General features: G+C 71.1%; 5 protein-coding genes. 3 read left to right on the top strand and 2 right to left on the bottom strand.

What is annotated here, in order from left to right; translation table 11 throughout:
* The 3 genes from VBO01S_RS30980 to ureC form a co-directional block, all read left to right on the top strand.
* On the top strand, positions 1 to 344 hold a 344-nt coding region (locus VBO01S_RS30980), incomplete at its 5' end, for a HupE/UreJ family protein (RefSeq protein ID WP_174543723.1).
* 7 nt (positions 345 to 351) lie between these two features.
* On the top strand, positions 352 to 657 hold the full coding sequence (locus VBO01S_RS30975; protein ID WP_062482940.1) for an urease subunit beta: 306 nt from the start codon (positions 352 to 354) through the stop codon (positions 655 to 657).
* A gap of 3 nt (positions 658 to 660) precedes the next feature.
* A complete protein-coding gene (gene ureC, locus VBO01S_RS30970) occupies positions 661 to 2,379 on the top strand; it encodes an urease subunit alpha (protein ID WP_062482937.1) in 1,719 nt (572 codons plus the stop codon).
* A 30-nt stretch (positions 2,380 to 2,409) separates the two neighbouring features.
* Here ureC and VBO01S_RS30965 read toward each other — a convergent pair whose 3' ends face one another.
* Both VBO01S_RS30965 and VBO01S_RS32110 read right to left on the bottom strand, forming a co-directional pair.
* Entirely contained in the window at positions 2,410 to 3,810 is a 1,401-nt protein-coding gene (locus VBO01S_RS30965; protein ID WP_062482934.1) for an amidase, read from the bottom strand.
* Positions 3,811 to 3,962: 152 nt separating this feature from the next.
* The gene (locus VBO01S_RS32110; RefSeq protein WP_082818357.1) at positions 3,963 to 4,115 is read right to left on the bottom strand and encodes a helix-turn-helix domain-containing protein; all 153 of its coding nucleotides are present in this window, start codon (positions 4,113 to 4,115) and stop codon (positions 3,963 to 3,965) included.
* Positions 4,116 to 4,131 lie beyond the last annotated feature (16 nt).

Raw genomic sequence — 4,131 nt, 5'->3', positions numbered from 1 at the left:
CCGGGTTGGCCGGCGTGCAGCTGCCGGCGGTGGAGCCGATGATCGCCGCCTCGCTGCTGGTGTTGGGCCTGCTGGTCGCCACGCGTGTGCACCTGCCGGCCGGCGTCGCCATGGCCGTGGTGGGCCTGTTCGCTGTCTTCCACGGCGTGGCACACGGCCACGAGCTGGCGGGCGAGCACGGCGCCGCGCTCACGCTGGCCGGCATGGCCAGCGCCACGCTGCTGCTGCACGCGGCCGGCATCGCGCTGGGCTGGGCGCTGCGCCACGCCAACGCCTGGCTGCCGCGCGTGGCCGGCGCCGCCGTCGTCGCCCTGGGCGCCACGCTGCTGGCCCAGGCGGTCTGAGGCGGCCATGACGCCCGGCGAACTCCTCACCGACGACGGCGAGCACACGCTCAACCCCGGCCGCCGCGCCCTCACGCTGGTGGTGCGCAACACGGCCGACCGGCCGATCCAGGTCGGCTCGCACTACCACTTCGCCGAAACCAACGGCGCCCTCGACTTCGACCGCGCCGCCGCGCGCGGCATGCGGCTGAACATCGCCTCGGGCGCCGCGATGCGCTTCGAGCCGGGGCAACAGCGCACCGTCGAGCTGGTCGACTTCTCGGGCGATCGCATCGTCTACGGCTTTCGCGGCCTGGTTCAAGGAAAGCTCTAAAACATGGCCACCATCGGGCGACGCGCCTACGCAGAAATCTTCGGCCCCACCGTGGGCGACCGGGTCCGCCTTGCGGACACCGACCTGCTGATCGAAGTGGAAGCCGACTACACGCTGCGCGCCGGCGGCTACGGCGAAGAGGTGAAGTTCGGCGGCGGCAAGACGATCCGCGACGGCATGGCGCAGTCGCAGCGCACGCGCGCGCAGGGCGCGGTCGACACGGTGATGACCAACGCCCTCATCCTCGACCACTGGGGCATCGTGAAAGCCGACATCGGCCTGAAGGACGGCCGCATCGCCGCCATCGGCAAGGCCGGCAATCCCGACGTGCAACCGGGCGTGGACATCGTCATCGGCCCGGGCACCGAGATCATCAGCTGCGAGGGCACCATCGTCACCGCGGGCGGCATCGACAGCCACATCCACTTCATCTGCCCGCAGCAGATCGAGGAAGCGCTGGCTTCGGGCGTGACGACCATGCTCGGCGGCGGCACCGGCCCGGCCACCGGCACCTTCGCGACCACGGCCACGCCCGGCCCGTGGCACATCGAACGCATGCTGCAGGCGGCCGATGCGTTCCCGATGAACCTGGGTTTCCTCGGCAAGGGCAACGCCAGCCTGCCCGACGCGCTGCACGAGCAGATCGAGGCCGGCGTCATGGGCCTGAAGCTGCACGAAGACTGGGGCACCACGCCGTCGGCCATCAGCAACTGCCTGGACGTGGCCGACGCCACCGACACGCAGGTGGCGATCCACAGCGACACGCTGAATGAATCGGGCTTCGTCGAGAACACCATCGCCGCCGTGGGCGGGCGCGCCATCTGCGCCTTCCACACCGAGGGCGCGGGCGGCGGCCATGCGCCCGACATCCTGCGCGTGGTGGGCGAGGCGAACTTCCTGCCCTCGTCGACCAACCCGACGATGCCCTACACCGTGAACACGCTCGACGAGCACGTCGACATGCTCATGGTGTGCCACCACCTGGACGCCGGCATCGCCGAAGACCTGGCCTTTGCCGAGTCGCGCATCCGCAAGGAAACCATCGCCGCCGAAGACGTGCTGCACGACCTGGGCGCGATCAGCATGTTCAGCTCCGACAGCCAGGCCATGGGCCGCGTCGGCGAGGTGGTGATCCGCACCTGGCAGACCGCGCACAAGATGAAGCAGCAGCGCGGCACGCTGCCCGAGGACAGCGAGCGCAACGACAACTTCCGCGCGCGGCGCTACGTGGCCAAGTACACGATCAACCCGGCCCTCGCGCACGGCATCGCGCACGAGGTGGGCTCCATCGAGGTCGGCAAGTGGGCCGACCTCGTGGTCTGGAAGCCGGCCTTCTTCGGCGTGAAGCCCTTCACCATCATCAAGGGCGGCACCATCGCGATGGCCGCGATGGGCGACCCCAGCGCGTCGATCCCCACGCCGCAGCCGGTGCACTTCCGGCCGATGTTCGGCGCCTACGGCGGCTCGCTGGCGAAGAGCTCGCTGACCTTCGTCTCGCAGGCCGGGCTGGCCGCGGGCATCAAGGAGCGCTACGGCCTGAGCAAGCACCTGAGCGCGGTGAAGAACATCCGCAACGTGCGCAAGCAGGACCTGATCCACAACGGCTACACGCCGAAGATGGAGATCGACGCGCAGACCTACGCCGTGCGCGCCGACGGCCAGCTGCTGACCTGCGAGCCGGCCAAGGTGCTGCCGATGGCGCAGCGCTACTTCCTGTTCTGAAGGAGGCCGCGACGCGGCTTCTGCGGTGACTTACACGGCCGGGTGCCGGCGGTGCCAGTCGGTCGCGCGCTGGAACGCCCAGCCCGCGCGCACCAGCAGGTCTTCGCCGAAGTGCGGCGCCACGAACTGGAAGGCCACCGGCACGCCCGCCTCGGTGGCACCACCCGGCAAGGTGAGCGTGGGGCTGCCCGTGAGGTCGAACGGGCAGGTGTAGCGCAGCATGCCCGCCAGCAGCTCCGGGTCCACGCCGAGCTGGCCGGCACGCTCGAGCGTCGGCGCCGCGAAGGGAATGGCCGGGATCAGCAGCAGGTCGACCTGTTCGAAGAACGTGCGCACGCGACCGGTGAAATCGGCGCGGCGCAGCAGCAGCTTCTGGTAGTCGGTGGCGCTTTGCGAAAGCCCCAGGTCGATCAGCCCCGAGAGGCCCGGGCCGTACTCCGCACGCCGCGACGGGTACGTGGCCTCGTGCGCCACGGCGGTCTCGACCGCGCACAGCGGCGACCAGTCGAGCACGGCCTGCGCCGTGTCGGGAAACACCACCTCGCGCACCGAGGCGCCCAGCGATTCGACCGTGCGGATCGCGGCCGCCAGCGTGGCGCGCGTGGGGGCGTCCACGCGGTCCAGCGTCCACGCAGGGTCGATGCCCACGCGCAGGCCGGCCAGGCCGCGTGTCATCGTCGCCAGGTAGTCGGGCACCGGCAGCGTGCTGGCCGTCGGGTCACGCGGGTCGGCACCGGCGATGGCCGCCAGCATCGCACCCGCATCGGCGGCGCTGCGCGTCATCGGGCCGATGTGGTCGAGCGACGCGGCGAGTTCGAAGGCGCCGTGGCGGCTCACCCGCCCCCACGTCGGCTTCAGGCCCGTGATGCCGTTGGCCGCCGACGGAAAGCGGATCGATCCGCCCGTGTCGGTGCCCAGCGCGCCGAAGCACAGCCCCGCCGCCGTGGCCACGCCCGAGCCGCTGGACGACACGCCGGGCCACAGCGTGGCGTCCCACGGGTTGACCGGCGACGCGATCTGCGGATGGTGGTCGGCGAAGGCGCCTTCGGTCTGCTGCAGCTTGCCCAGGATCACCGCGCCGGCCTCGCGCAGGCGGTGGACCACGGTCGCATCTTCCGTCGGACGGAACGCTTTGTGGATCGTCATGCCGTGCGCGCTCGACACGCCCTCGGTCCACAGCAGATCTTTCACGGCCAGCGGCACGCCGTGCAGCGGCCCGCGCGCACGGCCGGCGGCGATCTCGGTGTCGGCGCGGCGCGCCTCGTCGAGCGCCTGCGCGTCCATGCGCGTCGCGTAGCTGCGCAAGCGGCCATCGACGGCCTCGATGCGCGCGAGCATGGCGCGCGTGACCTCTTCCGACGAGCGCTCGCGCGACTGGATCTGCCGGCCGACCTCCAGCAGTTCGAGATGATGCAATTCCTTGTCCGCCATGACTGACTCCCGCGTGTGTAGGGTTGAGAAAGAAGGTCCGAATCCAAGTGGCGACACTGCCACCCCGGGCGAACCTTATCGGCGCGCGGCGGCCCGCGCTGGTCTCTTCCGGACATGCACTTGTGCTGGGGCGGACACCCCGCACGCGGCGCTCAGCGCGGCTTCAGCAGCGTGTGCGGCGCGCAGCCGTAGGCCTTGCGGAAGACCCGGCTGAAATGCGACAGGTCGGAAAACCCGTGCTGGAACGCGACGTCGGTCACGCTGTGCGCGCGCCCGCCCACCAGCGCCTCGCGGCTGGCCGCCAGGCGCGCCTGCCAGACC

This window comes from Variovorax boronicumulans NBRC 103145 (assembly GCF_001591345.1).
Lineage (GTDB): Bacteria > Pseudomonadota > Gammaproteobacteria > Burkholderiales > Burkholderiaceae_C > Variovorax > Variovorax boronicumulans.
Note: the sequence above shows the minus strand (reverse complement) of the source record. Positions and strands in the feature narration are given on the sequence as shown.